18 protein-coding genes are annotated in these 20,555 nt (G+C 61.4%); 7 read left to right on the top strand and 11 right to left on the bottom strand.

The annotated features are described in order from the left end of the window. Window positions 1-33 precede the first annotated feature (33 nt). From hpaD to GA0061102_RS04810, 9 genes are read right to left on the bottom strand one after another with little or no spacing between them, the layout of a single operon-like run. A complete protein-coding gene (gene hpaD / locus GA0061102_RS04850; protein ID WP_092844547.1) occupies window positions 34-1,014 on the bottom strand; it encodes a 3,4-dihydroxyphenylacetate 2,3-dioxygenase in 981 nt (326 codons plus the stop codon). 30 nt (window positions 1,015-1,044) lie between these two features. Next, window positions 1,045-2,562 (bottom strand): 5-carboxymethyl-2-hydroxymuconate semialdehyde dehydrogenase, encoded by a 1,518-nt coding sequence (gene hpaE / locus GA0061102_RS04845; protein WP_092844546.1) that lies wholly within the window; start codon window positions 2,560-2,562, stop codon window positions 1,045-1,047. Between the two features lie 44 nt (window positions 2,563-2,606). Beyond that, complete coding sequence (locus GA0061102_RS04840; protein WP_092844545.1) at window positions 2,607-2,993, bottom strand: 5-carboxymethyl-2-hydroxymuconate Delta-isomerase; 387 nt, start codon at window positions 2,991-2,993, stop codon at window positions 2,607-2,609. A 53-nt stretch (window positions 2,994-3,046) separates the two neighbouring features. After that, on the bottom strand, window positions 3,047-4,066 hold the full coding sequence (locus tag GA0061102_RS04835; RefSeq protein ID WP_092844544.1) for a homoserine kinase: 1,020 nt from the start codon (window positions 4,064-4,066) through the stop codon (window positions 3,047-3,049). A gap of 7 nt (window positions 4,067-4,073) precedes the next feature. Then, window positions 4,074-5,357, bottom strand: a complete 1,284-nt coding sequence (locus GA0061102_RS04830; RefSeq protein WP_092844543.1) for an aspartate aminotransferase family protein — start codon at window positions 5,355-5,357, stop codon at window positions 4,074-4,076. A gap of 2 nt (window positions 5,358-5,359) precedes the next feature. Next, window positions 5,360-6,715: an aspartate aminotransferase family protein gene (locus GA0061102_RS04825; protein ID WP_092844542.1), complete on the bottom strand. Its 1,356-nt coding sequence runs from the start codon at window positions 6,713-6,715 to the stop codon at window positions 5,360-5,362. Window positions 6,716-6,732: 17 nt separating this feature from the next. Then, complete coding sequence (locus GA0061102_RS04820; RefSeq protein ID WP_092844541.1) at window positions 6,733-7,383, bottom strand: HAD-IA family hydrolase; 651 nt, start codon at window positions 7,381-7,383, stop codon at window positions 6,733-6,735. Further along, entirely contained in the window at window positions 7,380-8,633 is a 1,254-nt protein-coding gene (locus tag GA0061102_RS04815; protein ID WP_092844540.1) for a Tm-1-like ATP-binding domain-containing protein, read from the bottom strand. Before GA0061102_RS04815 ends, GA0061102_RS04820 begins: the two co-directional genes overlap by 4 nt. A gap of 13 nt (window positions 8,634-8,646) precedes the next feature. Next, complete coding sequence (locus GA0061102_RS04810; protein WP_092844539.1) at window positions 8,647-9,417, bottom strand: IclR family transcriptional regulator; 771 nt, start codon at window positions 9,415-9,417, stop codon at window positions 8,647-8,649. Between the two features lie 315 nt (window positions 9,418-9,732). Between GA0061102_RS04810 and GA0061102_RS04805 the strand changes: the two genes are divergently transcribed. The 7 genes from GA0061102_RS04805 (at window position 9,733) to GA0061102_RS04775 (ending at window position 19,228) form a co-directional block, all read left to right on the top strand. Continuing rightward, window positions 9,733-11,187: an APC family permease gene (locus tag GA0061102_RS04805; RefSeq protein ID WP_092844538.1), complete on the top strand. Its 1,455-nt coding sequence runs from the start codon at window positions 9,733-9,735 to the stop codon at window positions 11,185-11,187. A gap of 56 nt (window positions 11,188-11,243) precedes the next feature. Continuing rightward, a complete protein-coding gene (locus GA0061102_RS04800) occupies window positions 11,244-12,722 on the top strand; it encodes an aldehyde dehydrogenase (protein ID WP_092844537.1) in 1,479 nt (492 codons plus the stop codon). Window positions 12,723-12,956: 234 nt separating this feature from the next. Next, window positions 12,957-14,618 carry an amidohydrolase gene (locus tag GA0061102_RS04795; RefSeq protein WP_092844536.1) on the top strand — a complete coding sequence of 554 codons (1,662 nt, stop codon included), beginning with the start codon at window positions 12,957-12,959 and terminating at the stop codon, window positions 14,616-14,618. A 52-nt stretch (window positions 14,619-14,670) separates the two neighbouring features. Further along, complete coding sequence (locus GA0061102_RS04790) at window positions 14,671-15,852, top strand: ABC transporter substrate-binding protein (RefSeq protein ID WP_092844535.1); 1,182 nt, start codon at window positions 14,671-14,673, stop codon at window positions 15,850-15,852. A gap of 106 nt (window positions 15,853-15,958) precedes the next feature. Then, entirely contained in the window at window positions 15,959-16,828 is an 870-nt protein-coding gene (locus GA0061102_RS04785) for a branched-chain amino acid ABC transporter permease (RefSeq protein ID WP_092844534.1), read from the top strand. Beyond that, a complete protein-coding gene (locus GA0061102_RS04780; RefSeq protein ID WP_092844533.1) occupies window positions 16,815-18,530 on the top strand; it encodes a branched-chain amino acid ABC transporter ATP-binding protein/permease in 1,716 nt (571 codons plus the stop codon). Before GA0061102_RS04785 ends, GA0061102_RS04780 begins: the two co-directional genes overlap by 14 nt. Next, the gene (locus tag GA0061102_RS04775; protein ID WP_092844532.1) at window positions 18,527-19,228 is read left to right on the top strand and encodes an ABC transporter ATP-binding protein; all 702 of its coding nucleotides are present in this window, start codon (window positions 18,527-18,529) and stop codon (window positions 19,226-19,228) included. The genes GA0061102_RS04780 and GA0061102_RS04775 overlap by 4 nt, the downstream gene beginning before the upstream one ends. 14 nt (window positions 19,229-19,242) lie before the next feature. Here the strand turns inward: GA0061102_RS04775 and GA0061102_RS04770 are convergent, their stop codons facing one another. After that, a complete protein-coding gene (locus tag GA0061102_RS04770) occupies window positions 19,243-19,893 on the bottom strand; it encodes a glutathione S-transferase family protein (protein WP_092844787.1) in 651 nt (216 codons plus the stop codon). 144 nt (window positions 19,894-20,037) lie between these two features. Continuing rightward, a complete protein-coding gene (locus GA0061102_RS04765) occupies window positions 20,038-20,550 on the bottom strand; it encodes a flavin reductase (protein WP_092844531.1) in 513 nt (170 codons plus the stop codon). Between the last annotated feature and the right edge of the window lie 5 nt (window positions 20,551-20,555).

Raw genomic sequence — 20,555 nt, 5'->3', positions numbered from 1 at the left:
GCGCGCACTTTCGCCCACTCTCAAGGGTAACGCTTAAGGCGCGATAATCGGCTGTGCCTTCAGTTCCGGTTCCGCGACTACTGCGCCAGCGAACAGGCTACCATGTTCGAACCAGGATTTGGGAGCGGGCGCGCCCCAAAGAGTCTGACGCTGCGGATCCTTGAGGTCCCATTTTATCGGCTCCAGATCTGGATCGACGGTCTGGTAGTCCGAGCAGTAAATCTCGATGCGATGGCCATCCGGATCGAGGATATAGAGGAAGAAGGCGTTGGAGATGCCGTGGCGGCCCGGGCCACGCTCGATATTCGAAACCCAGCCGGTGGTCGCCATCAGGTCGAGCAGGTCGATGATGTTGAGCGGCGTCGGCACCCAGAAGGCGGTGTGGTGCAGGCGCGGGCCGCGACCGTTGGTGAAGGCGATGTCGTGGACGCCGCCCTTGCGGTGCGTCCACGCTGCCCAGAGGCGCCCGGTTTCTTCGTCCGCCGTATATTCGGTCACGCGGAAGCCGAGTTCGTTATAGAAAGCAACGCTTTCGTCGACATTGGTCGAGAAGCAGTTGAAGTGGTCGATGCGCAGCGGCTTGACGCCCTTGTAAAGCGCGTATTTCTGATGGATCGGCGGCAGGCGATCCATCTTCGAATAGAATTCAAGGGGTATGCCATGCGGGTCGCGGGTGCGGAAGGTCCGTGCCTGATAGGGGCGCTCGACCCATTCCACCGGCAGGTCCTTGCCCTTGAAGAAATGCGCCGCCTTGTCGAGATCCTCATCGTCGAAAACCTTGAAGCCGAGATCGCGGGCCTCGGCCTTGTCGGATTTCTTCAGCACGATGCAGTGATGGCCGCGCTCTTCCAGCGCCCGCAGATAGATCGTGTCGGCCGTCTCGTCCGTCACCTGCAGGCCGAGCGTGTCGACATAGAAGGCGCGGGACTTGGCAAGATCGGTGACGCCGAATTCGACATGGCTGAGGCGCACGATGTTGAAGGGCGGATAGAGATTGGGTTTCGGCAGGGGCATTTGTTCCTCCTCTTTATGCGTGCGGTCGGCTTAGCCGCCGAGTTTCTGGATTGCGTGCGGCTTGGTGGCGAAGGCGACGTTCTTGGTTTCCATGTAGAAATCGAAGGACCAGTCGCCGCCGTCGCGGCCGATGCCGGAATTCTTGACCCCACCGAAAGGGGTCGGCAGATGGCGCAGGTTTTCCGAATTCACCCAGATCATCCCGGCTTCGAGATGATCGGTGAAACGGAATGCGCGGGTGACGTCGGAGGTCCAGAGATAGCCGGTCAGGCCGTACTGGACATCGTTGGCGAGGGCGAGCGCATCGGCTTCGTCCTTGAAGGGAATGGCTGTTAGTACCGGCCCGAAGATTTCTTCCTGGGCGATGCGCATCTTGTTGTTGGCGCCGGTAAAGAGGGTCGGGGAGACATAGCAACCGCCGCCCGGGCCATTGACCTTCTCGCCGCCGGCGGCAAGCGTTGCACCCTCGGACCTGCCGATCTGGATATATTCCAGCACCTTCTTCTCGTGCACGGGATGGACGAGCGGGCCGACGACCGTTTCCGGATCCAGCGGATGGCCAACCTTGATGCGCTTGGCCTTCTCGGCGACGATCGCGGTGAACTTGTCGTAGACGCTTTCCTCGACCAGCAGGCGCGAGGAGGAGGTGCAGCGTTCGCCATTCAGCGAGTAGATCATGAAGACGGCAGCATCGGCCGCGCGCTCAAGATCGGCATCGGCAAAGACGACGACCGGGTTCTTGCCGCCAAGTTCGAAATGCACGCGCTTCAGCGTGTCGGCGCCTTGCTTCATGATCATCGAACCGGTGCGGCTTTCGCCAACGAAGCCGATGGCCTTGATCAAAGGATGTTCCGTCAGTGCACGGCCGGCATCCTCACCGAAGCCGTTGACGAGATTCCATACGCCCTTCGGCAGGCCGGCTTCCTCGGCGATTTCCACCAGCAGCCGCGCCGTCAGCGGCGAGAATTCGGCCGGCTTGTGGACGATGGTGCATCCGGCGGCAAGTGCCGGCGCGATCTTCCAGGTCGACAGCATGAAAGGCGTGTTCCAGGGCGTGATGATCCCGACCGGGCCGATCGGAACGCGTGTCGTCACGTTCACCTGGCCTTCGGCGCGCAGCGTCTTGCCGTCGCGGGCTTCGGGGGCCCGGTCGGCGAAGAAGCGAAAGTTCTCGGCGCCGCGCAATGCGGCCTTGGCCATGAATTTCAGCGACTGTCCGGTGTCCATGCATTCGACGAAGGCGATCTCTTCGGCGCGTGCGACGATCGCGTCGGCTATCCTGTGCAGAAGCTTCTTGCGTGCGTCGCCGGGCATGGCAGCCCATTCGGCGAAAGCGGCCTTTGCAGCCTTGGCGGCGCGATCGATATCGGTCGCCTTGCCACGGGCAACAGTGGCCAGCGGCTTCAGATCGACCGGCGAAATGGTCTCGAAGGTCGAACCGTCGTCGGCAGGGACATCCTCGCCGTTGATGCGGTTGAGAACACCGCGTTCCTTGAACCGGGCCAGAAAGCTTTCGGCCTTTGCGATGTTTTCCTGCAATTTGGACATCGTCTATTTCCTTGATGTTATGTCGTCCCGTCGGGCGGGCGTGGTCACTTGCCGCGAAGCCGCGGATGGATGGCGTTCTTCTTCCAGCTGAGTTCCGCATCGATCTCGCGAATCTCCAGCGACAGTGCGAAATGTGGTGTCGCAAAGAGGGGGCTTAGAACCTCCGTTGCCGCCGCAAAGATCGCCTCGCCGGTGCGCTTCTTTTCATCAGCCGTGCGACCCTTGCCGATGCGGAAATTCAGATCGACAAAGGCGTTTTCGGGCAGCTTGTCTGCGATGGCATAGTGATCGGCGCGGAATGCACGAACGCGCACGGCCCCGATCTCGAAAAGACCGGTTTCCAGCACGGTCTTCAGCAGCCTTTCGCAAAGCGCGTCGATATCGGGGCGACCGTCAAGATTGGCCGAATACTCGATGGCGAGATGTGGCATACGTCCTCCCGATTTCTTATTTACTTAACACGTTAATAAATTTCCGGTAGAAGTCAAGCGATGGAGTCGAGCTTTCTTGCCAACTCCAGACTTTCGTTGACGTAGCGAGCCAGGCGCGGGGCGGCGTTCGGAATTTCGGCCCGCTCGGCGAGCCATCCGATGTAGGTCAGGCTGCGCAGAACCATGAAAAGCGGCAGGAATTCCAGCGTGGCGTCGGTAAGCTCACGCTGGCTTCGATAGCCTGAAATCAGCGCCTTTTCGATTTCCGGATAGGCAGGTTCGTTGCGGTTCTTCAACGAGGTCGTTGCAAGATCGAAAAGACGGAAGCCATATCCGGCATCGTCGAAATCGATGAAGGCGACATCGCTTTCGTTGTCCGTGAGGAAGATGTTCTCGCGCACGAGATCAGCATGGATCAACCCATAGTCGAGGCCGCGCTCCCGCACCTTTTCAAGCGCCTGGCGCAGCTGGCCCCGCAATGCCGTCAGCGCCGCGGCGTCGCCGTGCGAGAGGCCCGGGCAATCCCAGAATCGCCCCCACAGCGGCTTTTCGCCAACGAGGCCCTCTACATCCCATGCCGGGCGGCGAAACCGCTCCGGCGGCGCCCAGGCATCGGCGAGATTATGCATGGCCGCCATCGAGCTACCGACGCGGAAGAAGATTTCCACCTGCTTCTCGGCCGATTGCGATAGCGGTGTGCCGCTCTGGCCGAGCGGCGCCCCGTCGATCCAGCTAACGATATCGGCGTGCTGCTCGGAAAATTGCCGGTTGGCCGGGAGCCGAACAAGGCTTTGCCTGTCGCTTGTGGGAATAGGGCTCGGCACGTTGAGGTCGCCGAGCCGGAGTGCGGCCATCAGATGCAGTTCCGAGCGCAGGCTCGTCTCGTCGTGATAGCCCGGACGATGCAGCCGCAGGGCGGCATACTGTCCGTCGTCGAGAGTGATGCGAAAGACGGCATTCTCCCGATATTTCATCAGTACCGGTTCGTGAGCCTGAACCGCCCAATGGTTGAGCGCCTCTAGCGCTCGCTTCTGCAGGGCATCCCGTATGGCCTGCGGCAATTCGTCAGCCATATCAGCCTCACAAGCCCGACAGCACGTCGTCGAAAATCGACAGCATGAAATCGGCATTCTCTGTGGTGAAGGGCATGGGCGGCCGGATTTTGGTCGCGCATTGATGAATGCCGATTTTGCCCATCAGCACCCCGCGCTCGCGCATTTCATTGACGATCCGGGTTGCCTGTGTCGGCGCGGGTTCCTTGGTCGCGCGGTCGAGTACGAATTCCGTCCCCATGAAGAGGCCGCTTCCGCGCACGTCGCCGATGATCGAATGCTTTTGCGCGAGCTTCTGGAAGGCAACGCGCGTGTATTCGCCGACCTTGCGGGCGTTTTCGATGAGGTTCTCATCTTCGATAACGTCCAGAACCGCCATCGCTGCCGCGCAGGAGACTGGATTGCCGCCGAAGGTGTTGAAGTAGCGGAACGCCTTGCGGAAGGCATTCACCGTATCGGCATTGGCAACGACGCCGCCGACCGGATGGCCGTTGGCCATCGGCTTGCCGAGGGTGACGATGTCGGGAACGATGCCGGCGTGTTGATGCCCCCAAATATGTGTGCCAGTGCGACCGAAACCGGGTTGCACCTCGTCGGTAATAACCAGACCGCCCGCCCGCCGTACGGCGGCGACCGTTTTGTCCAGGAAGCCCGGCGGCAGATCCGGGAAACCTTCGTTGGCGAAGAACGGATCGATGATGATGGCGGAAAAGCCGTGCGGGCTGTCCTGAAGTGAGGCGATCGCCTTCTCGACCTCTGCTGCGAAAGCTGTAGCAAAGGCGTCGCCGCCTTCGCCACCGAGCGGACGATAGCTGTCCGGTGCGGGTACATGCCGGACATGGCCACCGAAACCTCCGACCGGCGGCATGCGCGTCGACAATTGCGACACGGCGGTCGTATTGCCGTGGTAGGTGTGGTTGGTAGCGATGACGCCGGTCTTGCCGGTCATTGCCTGCGCCATGCGCAGCGCTACGTCGTTGGCTTCGCTGCCCGTGCAGGTCAGGATCGCGGCATTAAGGCTCTTGTCGAAAGTCGCCGTCAGCCGCTCGACATAGTTGAGAATGCCCTCGTGCAGATAGCGCGTGTGCGTGTTCAGCGTCGACGCCTGGCGCGTGATGGCCTCGACCACGCGCGGGTGGCAATGGCCGACATGTGGCACATTGTTGTAGCAATCGAGATACTTTCTCCCGTCGGCGTCCCAGAGCCAGACGCCTTCGCCGCGCACCAGATGGACCGGATCCTCATAGAAGAGCGACATGTTCCGGCCGAGAAGCCGCTCGCGCCGCGCGATGAGGACTGCGTTGTCGGACATGATCAGGCTCCCGCTGCAGAGAGGCCGGCATCGAGCGCGGTCAGGATGGTCTGGACATCCGCGGCCGTCACGATCAGCGGCGGCGACATGATGACATTGGCGCCGGAGGTGCGGACCATCACGCCGGCATCGTAAGTGGCATCATGGACCTTCTGGACGACGTCCTTGGCGGCCGCACTCTTCTTCGCACGGTCGCTGACGAGCTCGAGAGCGCACATCAGGCCCTTGCCGCGCACATCGCCGATCAGTTCATGCTTGTTCTGCAACGCCTTCAGGCCGGCCAGGAGCTCTTCGCCGCGGGCAGCGGCATTGAAAGCCACGTCGAGCCGCTTGGTTTCCTTCAAGGTAGCCAGCGCTGCGGCGGCGCCGACCGGGTGGCCGGAATAGGTGTAGCCATGGCCGATATTGCCGACCGAGTTCTTGTTGCTTTCGAAGACCTCGGCGACCTTGTCGGAGATCATGACGGCACCGAAGGGGAAATAGCCGTTGGTGATCGCCTTTGCCGTCGACATCATGTCCGGCTTGACGCCCCAGAGACGCGATCCGGTCCAGGCGCCGGTGCGGCCGAAAGCCGTGATGACCTCGTCGGCGATCAGCAGGATGCCATGGCGGTCGCAGATTTCGCGCATCAGCGGCAGGAAGGTTTCGTGCGGGACGATGACGCCGCCTGCGCCGAGCACCGGCTCGACGATCAGGGCCGCGATGGTGTCGGCACCCTGGAAGGCGATTTCATCCTCGAACAGCCTGCCGATCGCCGCTGCGATCTCTGCGCCATCGGTGATATTGAATGGGTTGCGATAGGGGAAGGGCGCGGGCAGGTGGATGACGCCGGGAAGCAGCGGCTCGTAGTTGCGGCGGAAATTCTGATTGCCGTTGACGGAGGCCCCGCCGAAATGCGTGCCGTGATAACCCTTCTTCAGCGCGACGAACTTGGTGCGCTCGGGCTGGCCGTTGACCTTATGGTACTGGCGCGCCAGCCGCAGGCAGGTCTCGACCGAATCCGAACCACCCGAGGTGAAGAAGGAACGGCTCAGACCGTCCGGCTTGAACCATTCGGCGAGTTCGTAGGAGAGCTCGATCAGCGGCGAGTTCGTCGTGCCGCGGAAGGTTGAGTAATAGGGCAGCTCCTCGAGCTGGTCGCGGATCGCCTTCTTCACCGGCTCACAGGAGTAGCCGAGATTGACGTTCCAAAGACCGCCGACCGCATCGAGCACCTTCTTGCCCTGAATGTCGACGATCTCGACGCCTTCTCCGGCATTAACGATGCGCGGCGGATGCGCCTGCATTTCGGCCGGGTGAGCCATCGGGTGCCAAAGGTGCCGGGCGTTGTTTTCAATGATGAAATTGGTTTCGCGCATGTTAAATTCCTCTTGGTTCAGAGTCCCAGCATCGCAAGTGCTTGGGCATAGCTTTCGGCGGGGCGGGTAACGTCGAACTGCACGTGAGGCAGTTTCACGGCTTCGGCGCCCTCGATGTTTTTCTTCTGGTCGTCGACGAAGACACAGGCTTCGCGTGGCAGATCGAGTTCGGCAAGAACGAGCTCGTAGGAGCGGGGATCGGGCTTGAGGACCTTCGTGTAGGTGGCGTCGACGATGACGTCGAAAAGGTCGATCAGCGGGAAACGCTCGCGGAACTCGACGCCGTAGAAGAGATCCAGCTCGTTCGACAGGATCGCCAGCTTGAGCCCGGCTTCCTTGACCCGCAGGATGGCGTCGCGTGCTTCCGGACGCAACACCAGCTCAGGCTCGGCACCGCGTGCACGGCGCACGAATGTCTGCATGTCGGTCCAGGTCTCGCCGACCATTTTGCCGACTTCTCCGGCCCGCGTCAGCCAATAGTCGCGTTCGGTGATCTCGCGGTTCTGCATCGACACCCAGAGCGGATCCGTGGCTGTGTCAAACGGTCCGAGCCATGTCAGCGACCCCTTTGGAAGGCCGAGCGTACGTTCGGTAATATCGTGCGTCTCGAACAGCGTACGAGTGACGACGCCGCCGAAATCGAGGATAAGAGCGCGTTCCGATGTCATGGTCTTCCTTCCGGAATGACGCCTTCAGCTACCCATTGGTCGAAGACGGCGAGAGCGGCCGCTGAAAAAGCTGGAGAATTAATGTGGGCATCGACCTCTTGCAGGGCGACGGAAGGTGGCACGGCACGGCGCATTTCCTCCACGAAGGCGGCAAGCCCCTCCGGATCGTGCAGCGGTTCGTTCGGCTTGTCCCATTCCTGGATGCCTTCGGTCGGCAGCAGGAAGGCGACCTTCGCGTCGGCGCTTGCGAGCTTGCGTCCGATCAGCCGGGCGACTTCCCGCCGCCCTTCGGGCGATGTCGTCACCGATCCGATCAACCGGTTATGCGCGTGATAGGGGCGCTCGGCGAAGATCTCCGGCAAGGGTCGCCATGCCTGAAGATCGACCATGTCGACGGCGCCGGGTGCGACGATCTGCGGAATGCCGGCGCGTCCGGCATTTTCGAGCCGGTCCGGTCCCGAGGTAACCACGGTGTCGTAGTGATGATTGCTGACCTCTTGAATGCAGAAGTCGAAGACGGCGGCAAAGCCCCCTTGCGAAGCGATCGCTTCGTAGGCACGCCCGCCCATGCCGGTGGAATGGAACACGGCAACGTCATAGCCGCGCTTTTCCAGCTCGGGCCGTAGAAACTTCATATATTTCAGGCAGGACGAACCGAGCGAGGTCATGCCGATGAGCGGACGCTTGCGATCGGACTTGGTTCCATGCTTTGCTGCCCCAACCACGGCGCCGCAGGCCTGCGACAGGACCGAGCTGCAGATGCTGTTGAGGCCGTAAAGACCGCCGGCCCAGAGAATCATCATCAGGTCGGGCGCGATGCGTTCGGGCGGAATGAGGTGGGAATAGGCGATGGTCGAAACCACGAATTTCGGCACACCGAGCGGCAGGATGGCAGCGACGTCGAGCGCCAAATCGGTTCCCATGGAGCCGCCAAGGACGATGACCCCGTCGACCAGCCCGTCATCGTAGAGACGTTTCGTCAGTGCCGCGGCACCCTTTGCCATGCCGGCCATGGCGCTGTTTTCATCGCCGCTTTCGGCGATCGCCTCGATCGTGGTCGCGGCGGCTTTTGCGATATCATGTCTGGAGTAATCTGGGACATAGGGCGGATCGCCGAGAATGCTGACATCGACCATGACCGGCTTGCCGCCGGCGTCCTCGATGACGGATGCCATGAATTGCAGTTCGTCGGATTTGGTGTCACCGGTTCCGATGACGAGAATTCTTGGCGAGGGAGCCGTTGGGTTCATCAATCTGTCCTCCTCATTTTGCAATGGTTCCCATGGGTCTTTCCGACCCGTAGTATTTTTCTGAGATCGCATTGGCCGCTGCGACGACCTGTGCGCCGAATTCGTGGATGGCAGCATTCGTGGTGCGCGAGAGCGGAGCGGCAATCGCCACACAGCCGATCGGATGGCCGCTCGGCGTGCGCACCGGCGCGGCCGTGCTGATAACGCCAGCCTCAAGGCCCTGATGGCTGATGGAAAAGCCGCGCGCTGCCGTCTCTTTAAGCATGGCGCGCACTAGCTGCGGATCGGTGACGGTGTGGTCGGTAAATTTCTCGAGCGGCTTCTTTAGAGCTTCATCGATTTTTGTCCGCGGGCAGAGGGCCAGGAAAGCGACGCCGGATGCCGTGGCATGGAAGGGCAGGAGGCTGCCGACATCGACGATGATGCGGTGCGCGCGTGGCGAATCTTCCACGTAAATGGTCGAGAGCTGCCCACCTGAGAATTCAGAGAGATGCACGGTCTCGGTCGACGATTCGGCGAGTGTCTTGATGAAGGGAATGGCAATGCGCAGAAATGGGAAACGCGCTTCCCGGATGCGGGCGAGGCGAACCGGCGCCGAGCCGATCCGATATCGGCGCGTATCTGGATCCTGCTCGACGAAACCGTGTTTCTCCAGCTCGACCAGAAAGCGTCGTGCCGTTGCCTTGTCGAGCGCGCACAGGTTGGCGATGTCTGTCAGACCCGCCTCCTTATCCAGCCGTGACAGGGTATCCAGCAATGAAAGCGCCTTTCCGATCGTGCTCATCGTTCCTCCTCTTGGGTTGGTCAGCGTCTGTTTTGTGCGTCCAGCCGGAGCTTGCGTCAAATCAGCTCGTTGACCTTGCGCCGCAGCACGATAGCAGCGGCCCAAGATACTTAACATGCGAAATAACTTGACAGAGGCCGGGAATGTTTGCAAGTCTATATTTGAAGCTGAGGTTCAAATAATGAACCACAAGCGCTGATGGCGGCAAAATCAACAAAAGCTCAAGCCCCCGCTCGTCAGTCCGGTTCTGGTGGAGGTCGTTTGCGGGAAATCGCAGCGACGATCGGATGCTCTCAACAAGGGGAACGAACGCAGATGAACACGCAAAATTCGCAAGGTGCGGCTGAGAATCAGCTGCGCAAAAACAGTCTCGGCGTCGGCGCCGTGACCTTCCTGGTCGTCTCGGCCGCAGCGCCGCTAACGGCGGTTGCCGGTGGCGTGCCGCTATCGATGATGCTCGGCAACGGGCCTGGCATTCCGCTGACCTTTCTATTGGTGACGGGCATTTTGCTGCTTTTTGCGGTCGGCTATGTGGCCATGGCCCGCCATATCCGCAACGCCGGTGCTTTCTATGCCTATACGGCCCGAGGCCTCGGCGGTCTCATGGGCGGTGCGGCCGCTCTGATCGCCATTCTCGCCTATAACGCCATGCAGATCGGCGTTCTAGGGCTTTTCGGCGCGGCGACCAAGGGCTTCTTTGCCGAACAGCTTGGCCTGGACCTTCCCTGGTGGGTCTGGAGCTATATCGGCATCGCCTTCGTTGCCGTCTTCGGCTATCGCCGTGTCGACCTTTCTGCGAAGGTACTGACGGTGCTCGTCATTCTCGAATATCTCGTCGTCCTCGTCATCGATGGCGCGATCTTCGTCAAGGGCGGCGATGCCGGCCTTTCTGCCGCACCCTTCACGCCAACCGCCTTCTGGAGCGGAACGCCGGCAATCGGCCTCCTGTTCTGCTTTGCCGCCTTCATCGGTTTCGAAGCGACGACCATCTACAGCGAAGAAGCACGCGAGCCGCACAAGACCGTACCGCGCGCGACCTATATCTCGGTGCTGATCATCGGGCTCTTCTATATGCTGACCTCCTGGCTGATGGTGGCCGGGGCTGGCGTCGAGAAGCTCGTCCCCACCTTGCAGGGTCTTGCCGATCCGACTACGTTCCTCTTCGGACTTGCCGAGCGCTATGTCGGCCACTGGATCACCATCGTGATGAGTGTTCTCTTCATCACCAGCCTATTTGCCGGCATCCTCGCCTTCCACAATGGCGTCGCGCGCTACATGTATGTCGCCGGTCGCGAAGGCCTGCTGCCGAAATCGGTCGGCGTCACGCACCCGGTTTTCCAGAGCCCGCATGTCGGCTCGATCATTCAAACCGTTATTGCCGTGCTCGTCGTGGCGCTCTTTGCTGCGACCGGTCAGGATCCCGTGCTGGGGCTCTTCTCCTGGCTGACCAATGTCGCAACGCTCGCAATCATTCTTCTGATGGCCTTTACCGCCTTTGCGATAGTCATCTTCTTCAGCCGTAATCCTGGGCTTGAAAGCAACGTGCTGGCGGTGAAGGTACTGCCGATCCTGACGGGGCTTATTCTTCTGGCGCTTGTCTATTACATTTCCGCGAACTTCGGCGCGATCGCCGGAGCGAATGGCGTGCTTGCGGTTCTGCTGCCGTGCCTCGTTCTGATCGCGGGGGTCATCGGCTTTGCCGCCGCGGCCCGTTTGAGATCGGCGGATGCCGACGGCTTCGCGCGCCTCGGTGCCGGACAGGAAGCCTAAAGCAATTCCAATCGCGGTGGCGGGCAAACCCGCCACCATTTTTGTGAGAAAATGAGATGCAGGATAAGATCGATCAGCTTCGGACGGTGTCCGTTTCCCCGCAATCGCTGTTCATCGGTGGCGCTTGGCATCCGTCGGTTAGCGGCAGTGTCATGGACGTCATCTCGCCGATCGACGGAAAAAGGCTAACCACCATCGCCGACGCTGGCACGGAGGATGTCGATCTCGCCGTCAAGGCTGCGCGTGAGGCCTTCGAAAAGGGTAGCTGGTCGAAAGCGGCTCCCGCCGAGCGCAAAAAGGTTCTGCTGAAGATCGCCGAGCTGATCGAGAAGAATGCGCTTGAACTCGCCGTACTCGGCGTGCGCGACAACGGCACGGAAATCTCCATGGCCTTGAAGGCGGAGCCGGGCAGCGCTGCAGGCACCTTCCGTTACTATGCCGAGGCGATTGACAAGGTCTATGGCGAGATCGCGCCGACAGCTAGCAACGTTCTTGGCCTTGTTCACCGCGAGCCAATCGGCGTCGTCGCTGCCATCGTGCCGTGGAATTTTCCGATGATGATCGGCGCCTGGAAGATCGCGCCGGCTCTTGCGGCCGGCAATTCCGTCGTGCTGAAACCGGCTGAAGGCGCGTCCTTGACGCTGCTGCGGCTTGCCGAGCTTTGTGCCGAGGCGGGACTACCCGAAGGGGTCTTCAATGTCGTCACCGGTCGCGGTGCCGTCAGCGGCGAGGCTCTCGGCCTGCACATGGATGTCGATGTTCTGGCCTTTACCGGCTCTGGTCCCATCGGGCGACGGCTTCTGGAATATTCGGCGCGGTCGAACCTGAAGCGCGTCTATCTCGAACTCGGCGGCAAGTCTCCGAACATCGTCTTTGCCGATGCGCCGGATCTGGATCAGGCTGCCAAGGTGTCGGCCTACGGCATATTCCGCAATTCCGGTCAGGTTTGCGTCGCCGGCTCCCGCCTGCTCGTCGAGAAATCGATCCACGAGGCATTTTCCGAAAAAGTTGCACGTATCGCCGATGCGATGAAGGTCGGTGATCCCCTGCATCTATCGACCGAAGCCGGTGCGATCTCCAGTGAGATACAGCTGAAGAAGGATCTCGGCTATGTCGGGCAGGCCCTGTCCGAGGGCGCTTCCTTGCGCACAGGCGGTTCACGTATCCTCGAGGAGACCGGCGGCTATTATATGCGGCCGGCCGTGTTCGATGTCACGCCGTCCATGACCTTGGCGCGCGAAGAGGTTTTCGGGCCGATCCTGTCAATCATTCCGTTCGAGACCGAGGCTGAAGCCCTGCAGATCGCCAATGCCACCGAATATGGCCTTGCTTCGGCCGTCTGGACGTCGAACCTGTCGCGGGCCCATCGGATGGTTCGCGGGATCCAGGCTGGAGTCGTGCACGTCAACACCTATGGCGGCGCCGACAACAGCGTGCCGCTGGGTGGCGTCAAGCAGTCGGGCAATGGCCATGACAAGTCGCTGCACGCACTCGATAAATATGTCGATCTGAAAACCGCCTGGATTCAGCTCTGAGGCGATAGTCCCCAGCAAACGACCGGCGCGAAAGCGCGCCGGCTTCCACCGTCTCGGAAGCAAATGCTTCGCGAGCGACCGATATCCCGTGCGCGAAATTCTGAGGTTGCTCGCGCTGATGGTACTCACGTCGATATATTTAACGTGTGAACTATATTGACAAACGCTGAGCCCTGCATCACTCTCAATATTTGAATAAATGGTTCAAATAATGAATCTAAGCGGGAACTGAACATGACGGCTTCGCTCGGCTTTGCCGATCTCATTCTTATCAATGGACGAATCTATACTGTGGAGCCGAGCCAGCCCTGGGCCGAGGCTCTCGCCATCAAGAACGGCCGCATCCTGGCCGTCGGCAATCGCGCTGACATCGAAGCGTTGAAGGGGCCGGAAACACGTGTTGTCGATCTCGCCGGCAAGATGGCGATGCCGGGTTTCATCGACGTCCACAATCACATCATGATGGGCGGACAAGCCGAGCTGTTCGAAACGCAGATTCCCGCCGGCGCCTCGATCGAGGCGATCTGCGCTCATGTGCGCAAGCAGGCCGAGATCGCACGGCACGGGCAGTGGATCGTCGCCAATCAATGGGGCGCCGATATGATTACGGCGATCAACAGCGAGGCTTCGCTCGGGAAGCTGGATGAGGCGAGCCTCGGGCATCCCGTTCTTCTGCGCGACGAGACCATGCACAACCGCTGGGTCAACAGCGAGGCGATGCGGCTTGCCGGCATTTCCAACAACCAGCCCGATCCGCCGCAAGGCTCCTTCGGCCGTGATCCCGTCACCGGCAGGCTGACCGGTTTGCTGGTCGAATCCGCCTCTGGTATCGTCGAGCGGACCGCGGCCGAGGCCTTCACCGAGGAAATGGGCGAGGCTGCCGTGGCCCGCGCCATCGAGACCGTCAATTCCTATGGTGTGACCGCTTTCCAGGACGCGGCTTCGGTGCTGCCGATCCTCAAGGCGCTCAAGAATCTGGATGTAAAGGGCAGGTTGACGGCCTGGGCCGTTACCTCGCTGCCGCTGATCGAGCCGAGCTTCATGTTCGGCCTTTCGGGCGACGCCTTGCTGGCGCTGCGCGACGAATATCGCACCGAGCATGTGAAGCCGAATTTCACGAAAATCTTTCTGGATGGCGTTCCCGGCGCGCGCACGGCGGCTTTCCATGACGCCTATGTCGCGGATGCCGCACATCCGCACGGCTATCGCGGCGAAGTGTTGGTGAGCTATCCCGATCTCGTCCGCCAAATCGACAAGTCCGAAAAGCTCGGCATGGGGTTGAAGATCCACTGCGCGGGCGACCATTCCGTGACCGAAATGCTCGATGCGGTCGAAGCCGTCCGGCATTTCAACGGTCCGACCGATATCAAGCATCACATCGCTCATGCGAGCTATCTGCGCGACGAGGATATCAGCCGCTTCGCGGCACTCGGCGTCGTCGCCGATCTCTGCCCGATGATCTGGTATCCGACGACCTTCCTGGAAGGTCATAAGGAAGTGATGGGCGAGGAGCGGGCAACGCGTTTCTGGCCGATCGCGAGCATGAAGGCCACCGGCGCATTGCTGGCGGGCGGTTCCGATTGGCCCGTCATTCCGATCCCGGATCCGTGGAACGGGATTGAAGGCATGGTGACGCGGCAGAACCCGTCCGGCGCCTTCCCGGGTGTTTCGCTCTGGGCAGAGCAGGCGATCGATCTCGCCTCGGCAATCGAAATCTACACGCTCAATTCGGCAAAGGCGATGCGGCTGGACAATGAAGCCGGCTCGCTTGTCGCCGGCAAATCCGCAGACATCATCGTGCTTGATCAAAATGTCTTCGAAGTGCCGGCCGATCAAATCGCCGACACCAAGGTGCTCACCACATACTTCGCGGGCGAGCCGGTCTACCAGCGCTAGCTGGCGCGGCGAAGAGGAAACGCCGCAAATTACACGGAGGGAAGGGAAGAGAATGAAATTGACATCCACACTCATCGCCGTTGGCCTGGCCGCTGCCGGTCTGGCATTTACCGGTTCGTCCGCCTTTGCCGCAGGGCCGACCTGCAAGAGTGGGCCGATCAAGATCGGCGCCGTCTCGACCGTCACCGGCGTAGTCGACTTTTCCGATGCGCCGAAGGCCACCAAGGCTGTCTTCGAGCAGCTGAACGATGCCGGCGGCATCAACGGCTGCAAGATCGACTATTCGCTGGCCGACGACAAGGGCGACCCGCAAGTGGCTGCCCAGGCGGCACGCGACCTGATCGACAACAAGGGCGTTGTGGCTCTTACAGGTGGTGCAAGCCTGCTCGACTGCGCCGTCAATGCCGGTACCTACAACCGCAACGATGTGCTCGCGGTTCAGGGCGTCGGTGTCGATCCACTCTGCTTCAATGCGCCGAGCATTTCTCCTGTCAATGTCGGCCCCTTCACGCTGACCACGGTCATGCTTGACTATGCGACAAAGAACCTCGGAGCGAAGAAGGTTTGCGCCTTCTTCCTGATCCTCGGTGGCACGCAGGAAGCCTATGGCAACGCGGTTGCAGCCTGGCAGAAACTGAGCGGCAACAAGGTTGGTCTTGTCGACATGACTCTGCCGCCGCAGGGTGATCTCACGCCTTACGTCATCAAAGCGCGCGATGCCGGCTGCGACGCTGTACTCACCAATCAGGTCGAGCCGGGCGTGGTGCAATGGGTGAAGACTGCGGATGCGCAGAAGATTTCGGGTATCAACTGGCTCTTCCTCGCACCCGGCTATACTGAGGGCGTTGCCAAGGCATTGGCCGACAGCAAGCAGCCCGTTTACGTCGGCACGGAATGGGAGCCCTATACCGAAAACACCGCCGCCAATGCCGACTGGGCCAAGACCATGGACAAGGCTGGCCTCGCAAAGACCGCCTTCTCGCAAGGGGGCTATCTCGCCGCCAAGGTGATGATTGACACGATCTCGGGCATTGACGGCGAAGTGACGCGCGAAACCGTCACCTCGGCGCTGAAGGCAGGCAAGGAAATGCAATATTCGCTCGCCGGCAGCCCCTATGTCTTCGGCGAAGCTAGGGCTCATTCGCCTATGAAGGCGACCAAGGTCATGCAGCTTGTCGATGGCAAGTGGACCGTCAAGACGCCGGATTGGTACACGCTGGCGAAGGCCAAGTAAGATGGCTACTTGCCCGGCCTTATCCACATCGGAGCAAGGCCGGGTATCGAGCCGTGACGATGATCTGATCTGGTGAGGCGGCAATGCCCGCTTCCGGAGTTCCGTAATGAACGCTCTCTTTACAGCCGCTGTGGCTGGTCTTTCTGCAGGCGGGGCCTATGCCATCCTAGGCGTCTGCGCGATCTTCACCTACCGCCTGGTGGCCGTGGTGAACTTTACCGGTGCCGCGATCGGCGCCACGGGTACTTTCATCATGGTCGCGCTGCACGAGGCCGGCATGCCGTTGCTGCCGGCAACGCTTTTGGGCATTGCGGCCGGCGCCTTGGCCGGGGTCCTGATAGGGCTCGTCATGACAACCTGGTTTGCCAACGCCAACGCATCGACCAAAGCGGCGGTAACGGCGGCGCTTCTGGTTGGCATCATCGCCATCGGCCTGCGCCTGACCGGCGGCCAGCACCCGCACTATTTCCCCGAACTGATCCCCGGATCGGCCTTCCGCCTTGCCGGCGTCGAAGTCACCTGGGCGGCCGTCACGACACTGCTTCTCTCCGTCGTCTTCACCGTGCTGACGGAGCAATTCCTCGCGCGCACTCGGATAGGACTGCAATTGCGAGCCCTGTCGCAGCGGCCGATGGCAGCTGAGCTGATCGGCATCCGCGTACGGCTGCTAGCGCTCGGCGTCTGGGCTGTGACCGGCGGCGTGACCTCCTTCGCGCTGATGATTATCGCGCCGGTGCGCTCCCCCGATTTCTCGTCGCTGAGCCTCCTCGTCGTGCCCGCTCTGGCTGCTGCGCTGATCGGCGCCTTCGCCAGCTTCCGCGCTGCCCTTCTAGGCGGCGTGACGATCGGCGTATTGGAGGGTGCGGTCAGCACCATCGATTTAATAAGCCAGTATCGAAGCACCGTTCCATTCATCGTCATTCTTGCCGTCCTCCTATGGTCGCAAAGAGGAGCCCGCTGGGATGAAGCACGCTAGTTTCCGCGCCGCCGCCGTCACAGCCCTGTCGCTTGCCGCAGTCGGTGCAATCATTCTTTTGCTGTTGCCCAAATACTGGGTGTTTCTGCTCACAGCCGTCTTCATCACCGGCATTGCCCTGCAAAGCCTTGGTCTCGTCGCCGGCCGCACGGGCATGATCTCGCTCTGTCAGATGTCCTTTGCCGGCGTCGGCGCCTGGGTCACGGGATATCTGAATGTCATCGAGGCGCCTGGCGGTCTTATCGTCTGGATGATCATTGGCGGTCTTGCGGCCGTGCCGGTCGGTATTGCCATCGGCCTGCCAGCGTTACGTCTGCGCGGTATCAATCTGGCAATCGTCACCCTCGGCTTCGCGGCTGCCTTTGACACCGTGCTGGCGACGATCACCTTTCCCGGCCAAACGACCTTCACGCAGGTCGTGCGCCCGGAACTTTTTGAGAGCGACCGCAGCTTCTTCCTCTTCGTGCTTCTTACCTATGGTGTAATTGCCGTTAGCCTCGAATTCGTCAGCCGTTCGCGGCTTGGGGCTTCCTGGCTTGCGGTACGGCATTCGGAGCGGGCAGCGGCGGCTCATGGCGTTTCGATACCGCGCGCCAAGCTCAGCGCCTTCGCCATCAGCGCCTTCATTTCCGGCGTGTCGGGCGGCCTGCTCGCCGGCTATCTGGGGACGCTGGTTTCTGAAAACTTCTCGATGATGCAGTCGCTGGCACTCTTTGCCGTGGCGACGATGGTCGGCGCGCATTTCACGCTCGGCGCTGTCATCGGCGGCATCTTAATCACGTTGTTTCCGGAACTCCTACGCAGGCTCAATCTGCCGCAGGATGTCGGCAATGTCTTCTTTGCCATCGGTGCGGTGCACGCCCTTTCGTCGGGCGAGACGATCAGCGAGACATGGACGCGGCTTGCCGGCAAGGTGCTGCCGGGGAGCAGAAAAGCTTCCGCTCACCGAGAAGCCGGCCGCCTGCCGGCGACTGCGGCGCACGAACAGGGATTGGCGCTCGAGGTCAGCGATCTGACCGTCCGCTACGGTGCTGTGGTCGCACTCGACAAGGTCAATCTCAAGGTGCCCGCGCGCACTGTTGTCGGCCTTGTCGGACCGAACGGTGCCGGCAAGTCGACCATGGTCGATGCGATCGCCGGATTCATCGGCCGCTATGACGGTTCGGTGAAGCTCAACGGCAAGCCCCTCGAAGGCCTCTCCGCGACGGGTCGGGCTCGATTGGGCATCCGCCGCACCTGGCAGACGACCCGCATTGCGCCGGAGCTCAGCGTCGGAAGCTATGTCCGGCTCGCCGCAGGCGCCATCAGCGATGACGAACTTTCCGCTATTCTGCAATGGTTTGATTGTCCGCCGGCCGATGCGCCGATCGCATCGGTCGATGCGGGTACGCGGCGTCTGCTCGATGTCGCCGGCGTTGTCGCCTCGCGGCCGCCCGTGATCCTTCTCGATGAGCCAGCCGCCGGCCAATCCTATGCCGATGCCGTCAAGCTTGGTGAGCGCATCGCCGCCATCCCCGAAACCTTCGGTAGTGCCGTGCTTCTGATCGAGCACGACATGGATCTCGTGCGGCGGGCCTGCTCGGCGATCACGGTATTCGATTTCGGACGCGTGATCGCCAACGGCGCCCCGCAAAGCGTGCTTGCCATGCCGATCGTCCAGAAGGCCTACATGGGCATCGAACTTGAAGAGGCCGCCGAATGACCGCACTTTCCATTGACGGCCTCGTCGTCAACCGATCCGGTATCCCGGTCGTTCGCGGCGTGGATCTTGCCGTGTCGAGCGGCGAGATCAGCGTGCTGCTTGGCTCGAACGGTGCGGGCAAGACCACGCTGCTCGAAAGCCTGTCGGGCATCATCCCAGCCGCGGCCGGCTCGGTCACCATGGACGGCTCGGAGCTTCTGAAGCTGCGCGCCGGTCTGCGCGCCCGCGCCGGCATCAGCCACGTCGAGCAGGGACGAACCGTCTTTCCGGAGATGACCACGGAGGAAAATCTCAAGGTCGCGCTCGATTCCGCCGACGATCTCAAGGAGGCTTACGAGCTGTTCCCGGAGCTGCGTCAGCGCCGTGACATCAAGGCCGGCATGTTGTCCGGCGGCGAGCAGCAGATGGTCGTCATCGCCCGCTCGCTGCTGACACGGCCGAAGGTGATCATGATCGACGAAATGTCCTCTGGTCTCGCGCCTGTCATTGTCAGCCGCCTGATGCGGGCTGTTAGGCAACTGGCCGATGCCGGCATGGCGGTCATTCTAGTCGAACAGTTCGCGGCGCTCGCGCTTGCGATCGGCGACCGCGCCTATGTGCTGCGCCGAGGGGTGATCGTCTATGATGGCGATTGCGCGACGCTCGCCGGCGATCCGGCGCATCTGCATCGTCTCTATCTCGGAGATGCTGCGGCCTGACGGTCACGTGACCGTCAATGTCTGGCGCTGTCTCCGGCCGCGAAATGTGCCATTTGGTCCGCATGTGCCTTCGCGAATGAAGGGCGCTCAAGGGCGCGCGCCACATAATCGCGGCAGGCGGGATATTCCGCCAATCCGTCGAATCGGTCGACGAGACGCAGCACATCCGCCATGAGAATGTCGGCGACGGAGAAGGTGCCCGCCAGCCATTCGCGTGCGGCCAATACCGGCTCCATACGCTGGAGCCGGGCAGTGAGAAATTGCTGCAAGCGGTTCCAGGCCGGCGTGTCATCGGTGTGGCCAGAGAACATCATGATCGACCAGGGCAGGCTTGCCATTTCCACCGAGTTGAGGGCGGCAAACAACCACTCCAGCGCTTTGCTGCGGCCATGCGGATCGGAGGGCATCAACACATCGCTGCGCTCTCCGAGGTAAAGCAGGATCGCGCCGCTCTCGAAGATCGAGATGTCGCCATCGGTCAGCCACGGCACCTGGCCGAAAGGCTGGTGGGCGAAATGCTCGGCATCCCGATCGCGAAACGGCACGCCTCTGACGCTGTAGGGGAGCCCGGCCTCTTCCATAGCCCAACGGACGCGCAGGTCACGGACATAACCGCGCGGCTTCTCGGGAACCCAATCGAAAGTGTTCAGAACCAGATCGCTCATCGGCGCCTCCATCCCGTGGAGTCGATCTTAGCAGCTTTCAGACGTTGCAGAAAGGAAAGCGCGTCGTCGCTATTGGGCGATCAACGGTCGGCATTGCGTGTCAGCCGTCCTCCGCGCGCTCCGGCAACGTCCCCATCCCGGCACTTAACCGCCGAAGCTGCCCGTCTGGGTCGGCACATGCACATAGTTGCGGTCGAAATAGAGAAGGGCATGCCCATCCCTGCGGCTGCGGATATCAATCACTTCGCCGATGAAGATATGATGGGTGCCGACGAGGCGAGCCTCCGTCAGTCGGCAATCGAAGGAGACAATGGCGTCGGAGAGCGCCTGGCTGCCAGAGCGGAAGTTGATCCATTCCGCAGCGGCGTAGCGCTCTTCCATGTCGGCGCGCTGACCGGCGAAATAGCCGGCCAGCTCCTTGTGCTCCTGCGTCAGGACATTGACGCAGAAGCGACGGTTTTCGAAGAAGAGCGCCGTTTGCATCGAGCGGCTGTTCATGCAGACCAGCAGCGTCGGCGGCTCGTCGGTGACGCTGCACATGGCCGTCGCTGTGAAGCCGCCGCGACCGGCAGGGCCGTTGGTGGTGATGACGTTGACGGGTGCGCAGACCCTGGCCATCGCGTTGCGGAATTCGGTTTTCGAGAGTTGCTCCTCCATGGCAA

It is taken from the genome of Martinezella miluonensis, assembly GCF_900094545.1.
GTDB classification, from domain to species: Bacteria; Pseudomonadota; Alphaproteobacteria; order Rhizobiales; family Rhizobiaceae; genus Rhizobium; species Rhizobium miluonense.
This window is presented reverse-complemented; position numbering and strand designations above follow the sequence as displayed.

Coding starts and splice junctions, on each gene's coding strand:
- hpaD (WP_092844547.1), bottom strand. CDS start 1,014: ATGCCCCTGCCGAAACCCAATCTCTATCCGCCCTTCAACATCGTGCGC.
- hpaE (WP_092844546.1), bottom strand. CDS start 2,562: ATGTCCAAATTGCAGGAAAACATCGCAAAGGCCGAAAGCTTTCTGGCC.
- GA0061102_RS04840 (WP_092844545.1), bottom strand. CDS start 2,993: ATGCCACATCTCGCCATCGAGTATTCGGCCAATCTTGACGGTCGCCCC.
- GA0061102_RS04835 (WP_092844544.1), bottom strand. CDS start 4,066: ATGGCTGACGAATTGCCGCAGGCCATACGGGATGCCCTGCAGAAGCGA.
- GA0061102_RS04830 (WP_092844543.1), bottom strand. CDS start 5,357: ATGTCCGACAACGCAGTCCTCATCGCGCGGCGCGAGCGGCTTCTCGGC.
- GA0061102_RS04825 (WP_092844542.1), bottom strand. CDS start 6,715: ATGCGCGAAACCAATTTCATCATTGAAAACAACGCCCGGCACCTTTGG.
- GA0061102_RS04820 (WP_092844541.1), bottom strand. CDS start 7,383: ATGACATCGGAACGCGCTCTTATCCTCGATTTCGGCGGCGTCGTCACT.
- GA0061102_RS04815 (WP_092844540.1), bottom strand. CDS start 8,633: ATGAACCCAACGGCTCCCTCGCCAAGAATTCTCGTCATCGGAACCGGT.
- GA0061102_RS04810 (WP_092844539.1), bottom strand. CDS start 9,417: ATGAGCACGATCGGAAAGGCGCTTTCATTGCTGGATACCCTGTCACGG.
- GA0061102_RS04805 (WP_092844538.1), top strand. CDS start 9,733: ATGAACACGCAAAATTCGCAAGGTGCGGCTGAGAATCAGCTGCGCAAA.
- GA0061102_RS04800 (WP_092844537.1), top strand. CDS start 11,244: ATGCAGGATAAGATCGATCAGCTTCGGACGGTGTCCGTTTCCCCGCAA.
- GA0061102_RS04795 (WP_092844536.1), top strand. CDS start 12,957: ATGACGGCTTCGCTCGGCTTTGCCGATCTCATTCTTATCAATGGACGA.
- GA0061102_RS04790 (WP_092844535.1), top strand. CDS start 14,671: ATGAAATTGACATCCACACTCATCGCCGTTGGCCTGGCCGCTGCCGGT.
- GA0061102_RS04785 (WP_092844534.1), top strand. CDS start 15,959: ATGAACGCTCTCTTTACAGCCGCTGTGGCTGGTCTTTCTGCAGGCGGG.
- GA0061102_RS04780 (WP_092844533.1), top strand. CDS start 16,815: ATGAAGCACGCTAGTTTCCGCGCCGCCGCCGTCACAGCCCTGTCGCTT.
- GA0061102_RS04775 (WP_092844532.1), top strand. CDS start 18,527: ATGACCGCACTTTCCATTGACGGCCTCGTCGTCAACCGATCCGGTATC.
- GA0061102_RS04770 (WP_092844787.1), bottom strand. CDS start 19,893: ATGAGCGATCTGGTTCTGAACACTTTCGATTGGGTTCCCGAGAAGCCG.
- GA0061102_RS04765 (WP_092844531.1), bottom strand. CDS start 20,550: ATGGAGGAGCAACTCTCGAAAACCGAATTCCGCAACGCGATGGCCAGG.